The sequence below is a fragment of the Fusobacterium massiliense genome, from assembly GCF_900095705.1.
GTDB classification, from domain to species: domain Bacteria; phylum Fusobacteriota; class Fusobacteriia; order Fusobacteriales; family Fusobacteriaceae; genus Fusobacterium; species Fusobacterium massiliense.
Genome location: NZ_LT608326.1, coordinates 106,571 through 120,410 on the forward strand (window position 1 = coordinate 106,571; position 13,840 = coordinate 120,410).

Here is a 13,840-nt window from a genome sequence, read left to right on the forward strand (position 1 = left end):
GAGGTGTATAAAATGATAAACACAGGAATCGTTACAAAAATTGATGGTAATAATGTAAGTGTTAAATTACATAAAAGTTCTTCTTGTTCTCATTGCAGTTGTTGTAGTGAAGAAAGAAAAATGGGAAGTGATTTTGAATTTAAAATAAATCAAAAAGTGGAAATTGGAGATTTAGTAACTTTAGAAATAGCTGAAAAAGATGTTGTTAAAGCAGCTCTTATAGCATATATAATGCCTCCTATTTTTATGATAGCTGGATATATTATTGCCGCTTCTTTAGGATTTTCTGAAACTAAATCTATCATTGGAAGTTTTATCGGTGTTATAGTCTCATTTGTTATTTTAGGAATTTACGATAGGGTTTTTGCTAAAAAAACTATCGATGAAGAAATTAAAATAATATCAGTTGGGAAGTATGACCCTAGTGCTTGTGTTGATTTAAGTTGTGGGGAACATTTTTAAAAATAGATATTAAATAGTTTCCAATATGATTATATACAGAAATTATGTATAGAAAAAAGTCTCCTGACAGCCACATGACTCTTCTGAACTAACCGAAATGCTCTCTAGAGTAAATACGGACGTCGGAGACTAATTTTCATATTAAATTTATACTTTCCTATAGAATAAAAAACTACTGTACCTAAAATCTTATATGCAAGATTTTAAGTGCAGTTTTTTATTATACAGATAAATGTTAAATAAAGTCTCTTGACAACCGTATGACTTCTAAGAACTCAATGAACATAGGCTCTTTCAACTAATACTGAAATCAGAGAATATTTTTACTATTTATTTTTATACTTTGTTTATAGAACAAAAAATAATTTTATTTTCCTAAGCAAAATAATATTTTCAAATTTTACTTTTAATGGTATAATAGAACACGTATGTAATTAAAAATTTATAAAATAAAAAATTTTAATTATTTATGACCTCAATGGATATATGAATAATTTTTGAAATAAAAATTATAACAACAAGTAATATTAAGGAGATGATATGTTAAAAATAGCAATATATGGAAAAGGTGGAATAGGAAAATCTACAATATCTTCTAATTTAAGTGCTATTATTTCAAAAAGTGGAAAAAAGGTTTTACATGTAGGTTGTGACCCAAAAGGAGATTCTACAAGAAATCTTATGGGAAAGAAAATTCCAACTGTTATTTCAATTTTAAAAGAAAAAAATAATTTAAATAGAGAAGATATCATTTATAAAGGCTTTAACGGAATTGAATGTGTTGAAACTGGTGGTCCTGAAGCAGGGGTAGGTTGTGCAGGAAGAGGAATTATCACCACAATGGAAGAACTAGAAGACTTAAAAGTATTTGACGAAGAAAGAGATGTTATTGTATATGATGTCCTAGGAGATGTCGTATGTGGAGGATTTGCAGTTCCCATGAGGGAAAAATATGCTGATGTTATTTATATAGTTACATCTTCTGAATTTATGTCAATTTTTGCAGCTAATAATATTATGAAAAGTATTAAAAATTTTTCAAAAATGAAAAATATAAAATTTGGTGGCTTAATTCATAACCAAAGAAACAATAATTCAAATATAAATATTTTAAAAATTTTTGCAGATATGACTAAATCGAAGATTATAGGAGAAATTCCTTTTAGTAAAGAATTAATAAAAAGTGAATTAAATGGAAAAACTATTGCTGAAATGTATCCTGATTCAAATTTATATAATAATTTTTTAGAGCTATCAGAAAAAATTTTGAATAATCAAGATGATATTCATTTCTCACCACTATCAGAAGAGGAAATGGAATACTTAGCTGCTGAAATATTAAAAGAAAATATTTATTATGAAAAGGAATAGAGATGAATATAGAGAGATGTTTAAAAAATGAAAAAAATAAAATGCTTAAATCTTTACTCAATATTCCAGAAAATATAGTTGTTTCTATTGGTCCAACTGGTTGTTTAAATGTTCTTTATAATGAAGCAATAAAAGAAAATAAATTAGGAAATTTATATACCTTTCCTATATCTGAAATAGATATGGTTTCTGCTAATCATATAGATAAATTAGAAAAATATATAGTTAAGATAATTTCTGAAAATTTTGAAAAAATAAAGTCAATTATTATCTATTTAACTTGTGCTGATTTAATATTGGTGAGTGATTTTTCATTTTTAACAAAAAAAATTAAAAATGATTATGGAATTATTGTGAAAATATTGGAAAGAGGTCCTATTGCAAAGAGAAAATTATCACCAGAAAAAAGATTAGAAAAATTATTAGTTGAATTAGAAGAAGAGATAAAAAATACTTCAAAAATAAAAGATAAAAAAATAAGTGATTTAAAAATAGAAATTCAGCATATAGTTCCACCAATAACTTCTGATTATTCAGGTGCTTGTTCAACTTTATATGGTGAAAATATTTTAAAAATATTAATTTCACCTCATGGCTGTAAAACACCTGTTGCTTATGATGAAATAAGAAATATAGATTGTAGTTTGCAGTATTCTACATCATTGAATGAGTTAGAAATAGTTACTGGCGAAATAGATGGACTGCAAGAAAATATAAAAGAAATTATAAGTCAAAACCCTAGGATTGAGTTTATAGCTATTATTTCAACAGTAGTCCCTCAAATAATAGGAATGGATTTAGAGACTATTGTTGAGGATATAGAAGAAACACTAGATATTCCTTGTATTTTCATAAATACAAATAGTTTTGAAAACTATTACTCTGGAGTTTCATTAACACTAAATGCTTTAGCTAAAAAATTTATGTTTGAAAATAAGAAAATTAAAAACACAGTAAATATTATTGGATACTCCCCTTTAACTTTTGGAAAAATAGAAAAGTTAGATGAAGTATTCTCTTTAATAAAAAGTTTAGATTTAAATGTTCTAACTATTTTTTCAGATAATTTATCATTAGAAAAAATTAAAAATAGTACATCTGCTGAATTGAATCTAGTTTTAAGCTATGAAGGAATTGCCCTTGCAAAATATATGGAAAAAAATTTTTCGATTCCTTATGTAATAATAAATGTTGTTTCAAAATATGGAATTGAAAATACAGAAAACATTTTAAAAAAATTCTTTTATAACATAGATAATTCCTTTGAAAATTTAGAAAAAAATAATAAATTTGACGATAGGAAAGTTATGATTATTGCTTCTCCATTTATGGCAGTAAATATGGCTGAGTCTTTAAGAAAAGACTTTTCGTTTGCTAATATCTTAGCATTTTCGTTTATAAAAGAAAGTAGAAAATTTAAAAAAGTTGAATATTTAGAATTTTTAAATATTGTAAACACAGAAGATGATCTAAAAGAAAAGATAAAAGAATACAAACCAGATATTTTAATATCAGATCCTGTGTACAAAGACTTAGTAAGTAAAAACATTACTTTTATTCCTCTACTTCATTATGGATATAGCACTAGGCTATATTTGAATTTAAATTATGAATATTGTGGAAAAAAAGCTTATGAATATTTTAAAAAATTTATTTAATTAATAATAGGAGTGTGATTTTATGAAAAAAATTTTTAGTTCAATGGTTATTTTATTTTTATTTTTGTTTGCAGATATTAACGCTAAAACTGTTACAGATTTAACAGGAAAAAATGTTACAATTAAAGACAATCCAAGCAGAATTGCTATTGTTCCTATCCCTTGGGCTTCTTTGACTTATGCTGTAGATGGAGATTCTTCTAAAATAGTTGGAATGCATCCTTCTGCTAAAAAATCTTATGAAATAAGTATATTAAAAGAGTTAGCACCAAATATGAAAAATGTAAATTCAGTATTTGTGGATAATAATTTTAATATAAATTATGAAGAGTTAGCTATTTTAAGACCTGACCTTGTTGTAGTATGGGATTATCAAAATGATGCAATAGAAAAACTTGATAAATTAAAAATACCATCAGTGGCAATAAAATATGGAACATTAGAAGATGTTCAACAAGGTATAAAATTACTTGGAGATATTTTAAACAAACAAGCAAAAGCTCAAAAATTAATTAATTACCATAAAAATACAAATAAGTATTTTGCTTCAAAAACTGAAAAATTAGCAGATACAAAAAGAAAAAAAATTCTTTATCTTAAAGATTCTCAATTAACTGTAGCTAGTGGAAAATCAGTTAATAATATTATGATTGATATGGCAGGTGGGGTAAATGTTGCTAAAGATGTTACTACTGGCACTTGGTCAAAAGTTACTATGGAAGAAGTTATAAAATGGAATCCTGACATTATTATTTTAAGTAATTTTGATAAATTTTTACCTGAAGATATTTATAATAATAAATTTGAAGGTCAAGATTGGTCAAAAATTGATGCAGTTAAAAATAAAAAAGTATTTAAAGCTCCAATAGGTATTTATAGATGGGATGCTCCTTCAGCAGAAACTCCACTTATGATAAAATGGATGGCAAAAGTAGCAAATCCTGAACTTTTTAAAGATTATAATATGAGAAAAGATATAAAAGATTTTTATTTGGAGTTCTTTAACTATAAACTTTCTGATGAACAATTAAATTTTATTTTAAATTCAAAGATTAATAAAGGTTTAAATCTTTAAGTAAGGAAAAAATATGAATACATATAGAAAAAAAATATCATTTCTTATAATTTTATTAGTTTTGTGTATACTGATTTCAATATTTTTAGGAAGATTTTTTATATCACCTAAAATGTTTTTTAATGTTCTTTTAGATACTATAAATGGTGTTGAAAATAATCCAATTGAAAGTTCTATAATTTTTGAATTAAGAATACCTAGAATAATAATGAACATATTAGTAGGAGCAGGCCTTTCTATTTCAGGAGTAGCCTTTCAAGGAATATTTCAAAATCCTTTAGTTAGTCCAGATGTAATAAGTGTAAGTTCAGGGTCTGCATTTGGAGCTGTTTTAGCTATACTTTTATTTGGAATGAATTCTTATGTTATCATTTTAGCTTTGTTATTTGGTATATTAAGTGTAATTATAACCTATAACTTATCAAAAGTAAGAGGAGAAAGTTCTGTACTTTCTCTGATACTTTCCGGTATGGTTATAACAGCTCTTTTTTCTTCATTAATTTCACTTGTAAAATATACAGCTGATCCTTATGATAAATTACCTGCTATAACATATTGGCTTATGGGAAGTTTTTCTAGCTCTTCTTACAATAATATTAAAATTGCTATATTACCAATAATATCTGGTATCATGATATTATATTTTTTAAGATGGAGAATAAATATCCTATCTCTTGGCGATGATGAAGTAAAAGCACTGGGTATGAATCCAGTTTATATAAGAGCTCTTATCATTATTGCAGTAACAATAATAAGTGCAACTTGTGTAACATTAACTGGTATAATTGGTTGGGTAGGATTATTAATTCCTCATATATGTCGTATGTATATAGGAGCCGATAATATAAAATTAATTCCAACTTCCTGTATTATGGGAGCAATTTTTATGCTAATAATAGATGGAATAGCCAGAACAGCAACTTCTAGTGAAATACCTATTGGAATATTGACTTCTTTAATAGGAGCTCCATTTTTTATTATAATCTTCAAAAAATACAGGAGTTGGTAAAAATGAATTTAGAGATTAAAAATGGAAATTTTTCATACACTGATGAAAATCCTATTTTAAAAAATATAAATTTAAAAATTGATAGTGGAGAGATATTTACAATATTAGGACAAAATGGAATTGGTAAAACAACATTGCTAAAATGTATTAACGGAGTTTTAAAATGGAATTCTGGTGAAGTTTTTATTGATAATAGAAAAGTTGATTCTATAAAAGATTTAAAAGATATAGCTTATGTTCCTCAAGCACATTCATTCTCTTTTTCATATACTGTGAAAGAACTTGCTATTATGGGAAGAGCCAAATATTTAAACATTTTTTCTACTCCTTCAAAATCAGACTATGATATAGTAGAAAAGATTTTAGATGAGATGGGAATATTATATTTAAAGGATAGAAAATGTTCAGAGTTGAGTGGTGGACAACTTCAACTGGTTTTCTTAGCTAGGGCTTTAGTAGGAGAACCTAAAATTTTGATTCTTGACGAACCAGAATCACATTTAGACTTTAAAAATCAAACTAAAATTTTAAGAACAATTGTTCAGTTAGCAAAAAAGAAAAATATTACTTGTATTTTTAATACTCACTATCCTGAATATGCTTTAAGAATTTCAGATAAATCTATGTTAATAGGAAAAGATGGCTATATTGTTGGTAAAAGTAGAGAAATTATTAATGAAGAAAATTTAAAAAAATATTTTGAAATAAAAACAAAAATTGTAGAAATAGAAGACAAAGAACAAAAAATAAAATCTGTAGTAATAACTGATAATTTAGAAAATTAAAGTCTTTTGAATAAAAAAAGGAAAATACAAATGGAATTTAAAAAAGTAAATCAATTGCCAATTGATATTAAAGAAGCCATAAAAAAACGTGTTAGTAGTAGAAGTTTTGAAGAAAAATCGTTGAATGATGAAGATAAAAATAAGCTACTAGAGTTTAATAAAACTTTATCTAACCCTTTTGGTGTAGATATTAGAGTTCAGTATGTTAGCAAAGACACAGGTGCAGAGAAAGTTCAACTTGGAACATATGGAACAATAAAAGGTGCAAAAGACTTTCTTACAATTACTGTAAAAGATATCCCTTTTGCTATGGAAGCGGTAGGATATCAATTTGAAAATTTAATTCTATATGCTACATCTATAAATCTTGGAACAGTATGGCTTGCTGCAACATTTAGCAGAAAAGATTTTGAAAATGTTGTGGATATAGAATCTGATGATTTATTTCCATGTATTTGTCCTATAGGTTATCCATCTGAAAAGCGTTCCTTTATTGAAAAAATTACCCGATTGACTCTTGGTTCTAAAAATAGAAAATCATGGGATAAATTATTTTTCTTGGGAGATTTTAATCAACCTTTGTTACCAAAAAATGCTGGAAAATATGAAGTAGCACTTGAAATGCTTAGATTAGCTCCTAGTGCTACAAATGCACAACCATGGGCAGTTGTTAAAGATGGAAGTAACTTTCATTTCTTTTGTAATTATAAAAATAGTATAAATGATGATATGAAGAAAATAAAGCATTTAGATTTGGGTATAGCCTTATCACATTTTCATCAGACTGCTATGAGTGAGAAATTAATTGGGCATTTTGAAATACAGAATATACATTTTTCAACTCCTGAAAATATGCACTATATTATATCTTATTCATCAAAGTAAAAACTAAAATAATCTAAAATAAAGAAAGAAAGGAGTTTTTTTAATGAATAATCCTATTGCTGTTTTCGATGCTGGACTTGGTAGTTATGCCATTGTTGAAGCTATTAAAAAAGCTTATCCACAACAAGATATTATTTATTTTGCCGATAGAAGAAGTTTCCCTTACGGTGCAAAAACAACTGAAGAATTAAAAGATATTATTGAAAATTCTATTGATTTTCTTTTAAAAAGGGGTTCTAATTTTATTGTGCTTGCTTCAAATGCTCCAAGTATAACTGTTCTTGATAAAATAAAAAAGAAGGATAAAGTTATTGGAATATATCCTCCGCTTAAAGATGTTATAAAGGATAAAAAGAAAAATACTCTTATCATTGGTGCTAAAGTAATGATTGATAGTTTTGAGTTACAGGAATATATAAAAAAAGAAGTTGGAGATTTCTATAAACAATTTCATGTAGAGAATGCCTCTCCTTTAATTCAACTTATTGAAAGTGGAGATTTTATAAATAATATAGAGGGAACAGAAAAGACTATAAAGAACTTTATTGATAATTGTGAAAATAAATTTGGTAAATTAGATTCAATAACTCTTAGTAGTACACATTTACCTTGGCTTTCTTCTTATTTTGAAAAACTTATTCCACAAGCTAAATTATACGATCCTGCTGATAGTTTGGTAAAAGCAATAAAACCTTATATTACTACTGGAGAAGGAAAGGTGTATTCAATAATTTCTGAATCTGAAAAATATCCAGCTAAAGATTTTTTAAAGATTTTAGATATTTTAAAAATTAAACTTGATTATGAAATCATATAAAAAAATAAAGCTGAGTTTTAAATTTAACCCAGCTTTTCTTTTTCTTATTTTACTATTTCTTTGATTCTTGCTTTCTTAGCAGATAATCCTCTTAAGTAGTAAAGTTTAGATCTTCTTACTCTACCAACTTTTAGAACTTCGATTCTGTCAATATTTGGAGAATTAACAGGGATTATTCTTTCTACTCCAATTCCTGCTGTAACTTTTCTTACAGTGAAAGTTTTTGCAACTCCTCGACCATTTACTCTGATTACAACTCCTTCAAATAATTGAACTCTTTCTTTGTTTCCTTCTTTTACTTTGTAGTACACTCCAATAGTGTCCCCAGCTTTGAATTGTGGAATATCACTTCTTAGATATTCTTTTTCAACTAACTCAATTAATTTTTCTTTTATTTTAAGTTTTCAGTATCTCCTATCTCTGATAATCTCATATATTCTTTTATTATTTCAAACCAAGGACTCTCTTTTTTACCTAAGCCCCTTTGAAAGAAACTATTATCCATAAAATTAAAGTAAAATTTAACTTTTCCAATTTCTAATATAGAGCTAGCTTTTCTCTTACAAGTAAATCTTATATTTTCTGTTACTTCTAAATTATTAACTTCTTTATCTATCCAAATTGCATCAAAAGCAATTTCAATAATATTTTCTTCTTTTATATTATTAAGCTTTTTAAATTTTTCAAGTGATTTTTCTACAAATATATGATATCCCTTAGAGGTATCAGCTTCTAATTTTTCAAAGGCAGCTACAAATTTAGCTCTTTCATCTTTTGGAATATCTTTAAGCATATTATATTGCTCTTGATTTATTTCTCCCATTTCCAATAAACAAGAAATATTAGCTTTATAGATATCATACTCATAGATATTTCTTTTTATAAACAAATTTTTCCTCCATATAATTTTTAATAAATTATATCAAAAGTTTTTGCATTATAATTTTATCTTTAAATAAAATAACTTCTTTTATGTTTTTATTTAATAAAAATTTTGTTGCCTCATCAAATTTATAAGCATATTCTTTGGTATTATGTGCATCAGAACCCAAAGTAAAAAGTTTTCCACCCATTCTTAAATACTTTTCTATCATATAACTATACAAATTTTCTTTTTTATATTTATACATACTTTTAGTATTTACTTCAAAGGCAATTTCTTTTTTTACTATAAGTTCAATAATTTTATTTAAAAATATACTTGCTAAATTATCAAAGTCTGTAACTGAAATATCAATTATCCTCATTCCATACTCAAAATGTGCTAAAATATCAAATTCTATTGAACTTTCTAAAGCTTGTATCATCTGTTCAAAATACTCTTTGACTAAATATTCTAATCTTATTAAACTTTTATTAATACACATAAAGTCATAAATTCCATTTTGATGTATAGATAAAAGTTTCAAATTAAAATTTTTATCTTTTAAGAAGCCCTCTATTCTCTTTTCAGAATTTGGAGTATAACCTATCTCTATTCCTGAAAAAAATTTATTTGAATACTTTTTATTCAAAATCTCTATTTGTTCAATGTATTTTAAATAGTGAATTGAACTATCTTTATAATTAATTATAGGATTTTCAAAATCTAAATGTTCAGTTGTTATAATATCATTTTCATTACAAACATTTATATAGTTTTCTAAATTCTCATTTGAGTCAAAAGAAAAGTTTGAATGTACATGTTGGTCAAACATTATAGATTATTTCTCCAATCAACTAAAATTTGATTTTCCTTATCTCCAATAAGCCCTGTTTCTTTTGCAAGTTCTAACAACACATCATAGTTTGTAAGAGTTGAAAAAGGTATTTTAGCTTCATCAAATTTTTCTTTTGCTTTATTTAAGTTATAACTAAATATTGCAATTACTCCTAAAACTTCTAATCCTTCTTCTTGTAAAGCTTGTGCTGCTAAAACAGAAGATTTCCCAGTTGAAATTAAATCTTCTATTACCACAACTTTTTTACCGTTTTCATATTTCCCTTCTATTTGGTTAGTCTTTCCATGGTCTTTAGCAGAACCTCTAACATATAACATTGGTAAATCCATAATATCACTTATCCAAGCAGCATGAGGAATACCAGCAGTAGCTGTTCCAACTATATAGTCAACATTAGGATATAGTTCTTTAATCTTTTTAACAAAACCTTCTGCTATTTGCTTTCTTATTTTAGGATAAGACATAGTAAGTCTATTGTCACAGTATATAGGTGATTTTATTCCAGATGCCCAAGTAAACCAATTTTCTTTATCAACTCTCAATTCAACAGCTTTAATATCTAACAATGCATTTATTATTTCTCTATCTAACATATTCTTCTCCTTACATTTCATTAGTACTATTATTGATATTTTTCTAACTCTTTATATACCTTAGAATTTCTGATTTTGTTAATATTTTCTTTGTTTTTATTTAAATGTTTTTCGTTTATTTGTATTATTAAATGTAACTGAGCTACAAGTATACTACTACATCTATTTAATACACTTTGTGTATAATAATCTTTATTTGCCATATTATCTAAATAGTAATCAATTGCTTTTTGATATTGCTTTTTTTCTAATACTTCTTGTATCATTATAGTATCATAAGCATTTTGAACTATAAAGAATTCTTCATCTGTTACTTCATCTTTATTTCCATTTTTTATATCTTTTTTTAATAATTCAAATCCTTCTTTAACATATTTTTTAACTTTTTCTTGATCAGTTTCATATTCTCCTGCAAGTTTGATTTTTCCTGACCATTTATTAGCATATTTTTTCATAAAGTCATCATAATACTTTTTAGCTTTTTCTTTATCTCCAATTTTTCTATAATATGATATATTTAATAAATATTTTTCTTCATCTTGAAAGACATTATCTACATAATTATCAAAATATTTCCTATTCTTTTTTACTTCCTCAATATCATCTTCAAAGTCTAAATAATATCTAGCAATTGGATAAGATAAATAAAAATTTTTAGGATTCTCATCTGCCATTTTTTTTAAGTCCTCTAAATAGATTTCTTTTTCTTCTCTACTTAATCTATCAGATTCCATTTTCTCATCTATTAAAATTGTTTGAGTTATCATTGTTGGATCAGTTATATTTAATCTTTTTAAATCTTTCTCAATTCTTTCACGATTAGTTATAGCTAAACATTCTAAACCAATAAATAGAAAAAGTAATATTTTTATAATTTTACTTTTCATATTTATCCCCCAGTTCAAACATATTTTTTATAAGTCTATATCTTTCTTCTGGATTTTCATTTCCAGTTATTGATCTACCGACAACAATATAACTTGCTCCATCTCTATTAGCATCTATTGGAGTAGCAACTCTTTTTTGGTCACCTTTTGAATCTTCTGCTAATCTTATTCCTGGGTTTACTATAATAAAGTCTTCTCCACTTTGTTCTCTAATTTTCTTTGTTTCAAGAACAGAGGATACCACTCCATCAATTCCACTTTCTTTTGCAAGTCTAGCATAGTTTAAAACAGATTCTTCTATACTTGTTTGGATATTTTGTTCTTTTCTCATATCTTCTTCACTTGTAGAAGTGAGTTGAGTTATAGCTATAACCTTTGTATTTACTCCTGCTTCTGTCATAGCTCTTTTAGCTCCTTTTAGCATTTCAGAACCACCTGCTGCATGAACAGTTAAAATATCAATATTAAATTTAGCTAACCCTTTTGCAGCAGAGTAAACAGTATTTGGAATATCATGTAATTTTAAATCTAAGAAAATTTTATGTCCTCTTTTTTTAATTTCATCTATTACCACTGGTCCATTTTGTAAATATAACTCCATTCCAACTTTTACAAATAATTTTTCTTCTTTGAATTTATCTAAAAATTCTAAAGTTTTTTCTAATGTTGGAAAATCTAGTGCTATTATAACTTCTTTTTTCATATCCACACTCCTTATTAATATTCTATCTAAAAGCTCTTCCTTTTAACTCCAAAATATGATTAACTCCTAGTTTATCTAAGGCTGATTCTAAATTATCAATTATCTTAGGACAAACATAAGGGTCTGTAAAGTTAGCAGTCCCTACAGCAACAGCACTTGCTCCTGCTGAAATAAAATCTATTACATCCCATTCGTCCATAACTCCACCCATACCAATTATTGGAATATTAACTGCTTGTGCAACTTGATATACCATTCTAATTGCCACAGGTTTTATAGCTGGTCCTGATAATCCCCCTGTCGTATTGGCTATTATTGGTTTTCCAGTCTTTCTATCAAGAACTATACCTACTAAAGTGTTTATCATTGTAAGTCCATCTGCTCCACCAGCTTCAACTGCTTTTGCCATTGCAACTATATCTGTTACATTAGGAGATAATTTTACATAAACTGGCACTGATGAAACAGCCTTTACTTTTTCAGTTAGATTTCTTGCAACACTTGGATCTGTTCCAAACTGTATACCTCCATGTTTTACATTAGGACAAGATATATTAAGTTCTAAAGCTTTTACATTAGGAGCTTTTGAAATTTTATCTGCTACATACACATAGTCTTCTATATCACTACCTGCAACATTTGCTATTATTGGAATATCATACTCTTCTAATTTTTTTAATTGATTAGAAATTATTTTATCAACTCCTGGATTTTGTAAACCTATTGCATTTAACATTCCACTAGAAGTTTCTGCTACTCTTGGTGTTGGGTTTCCAAATCTTGGTTCTTTCGTTGCTGCCTTTATCATAATTGCACCCAATTTTGAAATATCATAAAGTTCTGCATACTCTATTCCAAAAGCAAAGCAACCAGAGGCTGGCATAATTGGGTTTTTTAAATCTAAACCTGGAATTTGTACTCTTAATCTTTCACTCATCTTTTCTCCTATTATTCAATCTCAACATCACTAGCTAAATAAACTGGTCCATCATAGCAAACTCTTGTATAATCATCTTTATTTTTTTCTTTTTTTCTTCTCTTACAAACACAAGCATAACAAGCTCCTATTCCACAAGCCATTCTATTTTCAAGTGAAATGTATCCATTTTCTCCAACTGTATTTATCAATGCTTTTAACATAAGAGCAGGTCCACAACTATAATATTTATCAAAAACTAGATTATTTTCATCTTGAAGTTTTTTTATAACATCAGTTACAAATCCTTTTGTTCCTACACTTCCATCAACTGTTGAAATATAGACTTCTCCAAATTCTTTAAATTCTTCTTCATAAAAAACTTCATCTTTTGTGTTAAATCCTAATATTGTGATAGTTTTTATTCCTCTTTTATTAAATTGTTTAGCTAGTTCATATAGAGGAGGAACTCCTATTCCTCCACCAACAAGAAGAGCTGTCTGACCTTTTTGTAATGAAAGAACATCATAGCCTCTTCCTAAGGGTCCCATGACATCTACTTCATTTCCTTTTTTTATATCAGCCATAAATTTAGTCCCTTCTCCAACTATTCTATATATTATAGTTACTAAATTTTCTCCTCTATCAATTTCAGAAATTGAAATGGGTCTTCTTAACACATGTTCTCTTCCATCCCCTATTCTAATATTTACAAATTGCCCAGGAGTTCTACATTCTTTTACAAAGTTTCCTTTTATTTTCATTTTATATGTATCTTTTGCTATTTGTACATTTTCTTCAACTGTACAATCTTCCATTTTCATAAAATCTCTCCTATTTCTTTTAAGTTTAATTTCATATTATTAATCAAAAATAATTCATTACTGAGTAGATTTCTTAATGATAAAATAAAATCTCTTGACAGCCGTATGAGTTCTACAAGCTCAATGAACACAGG

Annotated in this window: 15 protein-coding genes and 1 pseudogene; 8 read left to right on the top strand and 8 right to left on the bottom strand. The window is 26.6% G+C overall.

Annotated elements, in window-relative coordinates; genetic code table 11:
* Window positions 1-12 precede the first annotated feature (12 nt).
* From BQ2505_RS02905 to BQ2505_RS02940, 8 genes are all read left to right on the top strand, one after another.
* Window positions 13-462, top strand: a complete 450-nt coding sequence (locus tag BQ2505_RS02905) for a SoxR reducing system RseC family protein (RefSeq protein WP_074016302.1) — start codon at window positions 13-15, stop codon at window positions 460-462.
* Between the two features lie 540 nt (window positions 463-1,002).
* On the top strand, window positions 1,003-1,833 hold the full coding sequence (locus tag BQ2505_RS02910; RefSeq protein WP_074016303.1) for a nucleotide-binding protein: 831 nt from the start codon (window positions 1,003-1,005) through the stop codon (window positions 1,831-1,833).
* Window positions 1,834-1,835: 2 nt separating this feature from the next.
* Window positions 1,836-3,491, top strand: a complete 1,656-nt coding sequence (locus tag BQ2505_RS02915; RefSeq protein ID WP_074016304.1) for a nitrogenase component 1 — start codon at window positions 1,836-1,838, stop codon at window positions 3,489-3,491.
* Between the two features lie 22 nt (window positions 3,492-3,513).
* A complete protein-coding gene (locus tag BQ2505_RS02920; RefSeq protein WP_074016305.1) occupies window positions 3,514-4,566 on the top strand; it encodes an ABC transporter substrate-binding protein in 1,053 nt (350 codons plus the stop codon).
* A 13-nt stretch (window positions 4,567-4,579) separates the two neighbouring features.
* A complete protein-coding gene (locus tag BQ2505_RS02925; RefSeq protein ID WP_074016306.1) occupies window positions 4,580-5,575 on the top strand; it encodes a FecCD family ABC transporter permease in 996 nt (331 codons plus the stop codon).
* 2 nt (window positions 5,576-5,577) lie between these two features.
* A complete protein-coding gene (locus BQ2505_RS02930) occupies window positions 5,578-6,360 on the top strand; it encodes an ABC transporter ATP-binding protein (RefSeq protein ID WP_074016307.1) in 783 nt (260 codons plus the stop codon).
* A gap of 30 nt (window positions 6,361-6,390) precedes the next feature.
* Window positions 6,391-7,245: a nitroreductase family protein gene (locus tag BQ2505_RS02935; protein ID WP_074016308.1), complete on the top strand. Its 855-nt coding sequence runs from the start codon at window positions 6,391-6,393 to the stop codon at window positions 7,243-7,245.
* Window positions 7,246-7,288: 43 nt separating this feature from the next.
* A complete protein-coding gene (locus BQ2505_RS02940) occupies window positions 7,289-8,062 on the top strand; it encodes a glutamate racemase (RefSeq protein WP_074016309.1) in 774 nt (257 codons plus the stop codon).
* Window positions 8,063-8,106: 44 nt separating this feature from the next.
* Here BQ2505_RS02940 and rplS read toward each other — a convergent pair whose 3' ends face one another.
* The 8 genes and pseudogenes from rplS to BQ2505_RS02975 all read right to left on the bottom strand — a co-directional run bounded on the left by rplS (window position 8,107) and on the right by BQ2505_RS02975 (window position 13,736).
* The gene (rplS, locus tag BQ2505_RS08665; protein WP_143403539.1) at window positions 8,107-8,457 is read right to left on the bottom strand and encodes a 50S ribosomal protein L19; all 351 of its coding nucleotides are present in this window, start codon (window positions 8,455-8,457) and stop codon (window positions 8,107-8,109) included.
* A gap of 2 nt (window positions 8,458-8,459) precedes the next feature.
* Window positions 8,460-8,951: pseudogene (locus BQ2505_RS02945) on the bottom strand (hypothetical protein); the annotation flags it as partial.
* Window positions 8,952-8,979: 28 nt separating this feature from the next.
* Window positions 8,980-9,759 (bottom strand): histidinol-phosphatase HisJ family protein, encoded by a 780-nt coding sequence (locus tag BQ2505_RS02950; protein WP_074016310.1) that lies wholly within the window; start codon window positions 9,757-9,759, stop codon window positions 8,980-8,982.
* Window positions 9,759-10,376: an orotate phosphoribosyltransferase gene (gene pyrE / locus BQ2505_RS02955; RefSeq protein WP_074016311.1), complete on the bottom strand. Its 618-nt coding sequence runs from the start codon at window positions 10,374-10,376 to the stop codon at window positions 9,759-9,761. The genes BQ2505_RS02950 and pyrE overlap by 1 nt, the downstream gene beginning before the upstream one ends.
* A gap of 29 nt (window positions 10,377-10,405) precedes the next feature.
* Complete coding sequence (locus tag BQ2505_RS02960; protein ID WP_074016312.1) at window positions 10,406-11,263, bottom strand: hypothetical protein; 858 nt, start codon at window positions 11,261-11,263, stop codon at window positions 10,406-10,408.
* Window positions 11,253-11,966, bottom strand: a complete 714-nt coding sequence (gene pyrF, locus BQ2505_RS02965) for an orotidine-5'-phosphate decarboxylase (protein WP_074016313.1) — start codon at window positions 11,964-11,966, stop codon at window positions 11,253-11,255. Before pyrF ends, BQ2505_RS02960 begins: the two co-directional genes overlap by 11 nt.
* A gap of 22 nt (window positions 11,967-11,988) precedes the next feature.
* On the bottom strand, window positions 11,989-12,903 hold the full coding sequence (locus tag BQ2505_RS02970) for a dihydroorotate dehydrogenase (RefSeq protein ID WP_074016314.1): 915 nt from the start codon (window positions 12,901-12,903) through the stop codon (window positions 11,989-11,991).
* Window positions 12,904-12,914: 11 nt separating this feature from the next.
* Window positions 12,915-13,736 carry a dihydroorotate dehydrogenase electron transfer subunit gene (locus tag BQ2505_RS02975; protein WP_262360277.1) on the bottom strand — a complete coding sequence of 274 codons (822 nt, stop codon included), beginning with the start codon at window positions 13,734-13,736 and terminating at the stop codon, window positions 12,915-12,917.
* Window positions 13,737-13,840 lie beyond the last annotated feature (104 nt).

Excerpts from the sequence above, each read along its gene's own strand:
- BQ2505_RS02905 (WP_074016302.1), top strand. The coding sequence starts at position 13 with ATGATAAACACAGGAATCGTTACAAAAATTGATGGTAATAATGTAAGT.
- BQ2505_RS02910 (WP_074016303.1), top strand. The coding sequence starts at position 1,003 with ATGTTAAAAATAGCAATATATGGAAAAGGTGGAATAGGAAAATCTACA.
- BQ2505_RS02915 (WP_074016304.1), top strand. The coding sequence starts at position 1,836 with ATGAATATAGAGAGATGTTTAAAAAATGAAAAAAATAAAATGCTTAAA.
- BQ2505_RS02920 (WP_074016305.1), top strand. The coding sequence starts at position 3,514 with ATGAAAAAAATTTTTAGTTCAATGGTTATTTTATTTTTATTTTTGTTT.
- BQ2505_RS02925 (WP_074016306.1), top strand. The coding sequence starts at position 4,580 with ATGAATACATATAGAAAAAAAATATCATTTCTTATAATTTTATTAGTT.
- BQ2505_RS02930 (WP_074016307.1), top strand. The coding sequence starts at position 5,578 with ATGAATTTAGAGATTAAAAATGGAAATTTTTCATACACTGATGAAAAT.
- BQ2505_RS02935 (WP_074016308.1), top strand. The coding sequence starts at position 6,391 with ATGGAATTTAAAAAAGTAAATCAATTGCCAATTGATATTAAAGAAGCC.
- BQ2505_RS02940 (WP_074016309.1), top strand. The coding sequence starts at position 7,289 with ATGAATAATCCTATTGCTGTTTTCGATGCTGGACTTGGTAGTTATGCC.
- BQ2505_RS02950 (WP_074016310.1), bottom strand. The coding sequence starts at position 9,759 with ATGTTTGACCAACATGTACATTCAAACTTTTCTTTTGACTCAAATGAG.
- pyrE (WP_074016311.1), bottom strand. The coding sequence starts at position 10,376 with ATGTTAGATAGAGAAATAATAAATGCATTGTTAGATATTAAAGCTGTT.
- BQ2505_RS02960 (WP_074016312.1), bottom strand. The coding sequence starts at position 11,263 with ATGAAAAGTAAAATTATAAAAATATTACTTTTTCTATTTATTGGTTTA.
- pyrF (WP_074016313.1), bottom strand. The coding sequence starts at position 11,966 with ATGAAAAAAGAAGTTATAATAGCACTAGATTTTCCAACATTAGAAAAA.
- BQ2505_RS02970 (WP_074016314.1), bottom strand. The coding sequence starts at position 12,903 with ATGAGTGAAAGATTAAGAGTACAAATTCCAGGTTTAGATTTAAAAAAC.